Here is a 1,011-nt window from a genome sequence, read left to right on the forward strand (position 1 = left end):
ACCTGCTCTCTCATTAATTTTTTCTTTAATATTGTCTTACCATTTTTATCTACACCGTGAATTTGAAAAATTCTTTTTGCAATATCTATACCAATTGTGGTAACTTCCATATGAGCCTCCTTATTGTTGTTTAGGATTCATTTCCTATCCTAGAAGATTAGCATATGCTTCTCATTCTGTATATAGGGTAGGTCCATACCATTAATTCAGGAGAATTTGGGGCTAGGAGTCTATCGGAAATAATTATACAATATAAGCTAGAAAAAAAATGAATAAACAAATTATATACTCCAAACTAGTTCCCAGGCTTTTTGCTTCTTGTCTAGATTCATTTTTGTTGTCAATTTTTACAACGCCAATCACTGCCTTTATTTTATCTAGACTATCTTTATTATTTTTTAAAGCTAATATGGCTGATATACTAATAATGGGTAGCAGAAAACCGGAATTACTCCAAAACATAACTGCTAGTGGTATTTTTACATTATTTATTTTAATGCTTATCATTAACTTTGCTCTAGTATCAACATATTTTATTGGTTTTTGGATTTATTGCGGAGCCACACCTGGAAAACTTATTATGCATATGAAAATAGTAGATGCAATAACTCTTGAAAAACCTAGTAAATGCCAATTAATTAAAAGATTTTGTGGATATGTATTAGTGCTAGTTGGTATTTGGTTTATACTATTTTCTAAACAACGCCAAGCTTTACATGATAAAATCGCTGGAACTGTGGTTATTAAGAGTTAAAAAACACTATAACTAATTCTCACCTTACGCATGGAATTTAAAAGCCATATGGAAAATAGTCTGGCGTCATTGCGAGCTGATCTATCCCCACGAAATTCTTGCTACATGAAACCTAGATGTCAAGCAGTTTACGAACTATTTGACACGTGGAAAGTATAATCAAAACGCTATGTACGTCAATTCGGGATAAGGGATAAGAAAAAATAAAGGAGATATAGGAGTTGCAAGGAGTTAATGCCTGTGATAAATGTTTTTTT

1 protein-coding gene and 1 pseudogene are annotated in these 1,011 nt (G+C 31.8%); one reads left to right on the forward strand and one right to left on the reverse strand.

The genetic code is table 11. The features are described 5' to 3' along the window. Nucleotides 1–110: pseudogene (locus tag RiCNE_RS08205) on the reverse strand (IS110 family transposase); the annotation flags it as partial. A 158-nt stretch (nucleotides 111–268) separates the two neighbouring features. Between RiCNE_RS08205 and RiCNE_RS07060 the strand changes: the two are divergent. Next, entirely contained in the window at nucleotides 269–754 is a 486-nt protein-coding gene (locus RiCNE_RS07060) for an RDD family protein (RefSeq protein WP_094649838.1), read from the forward strand. Nucleotides 755–1,011: the final 257 nt, after the last annotated feature.

The organism is Rickettsia endosymbiont of Culicoides newsteadi, from assembly GCF_002259525.1.
Classification (GTDB): Bacteria; Pseudomonadota; Alphaproteobacteria; order Rickettsiales; family Rickettsiaceae; genus Tisiphia.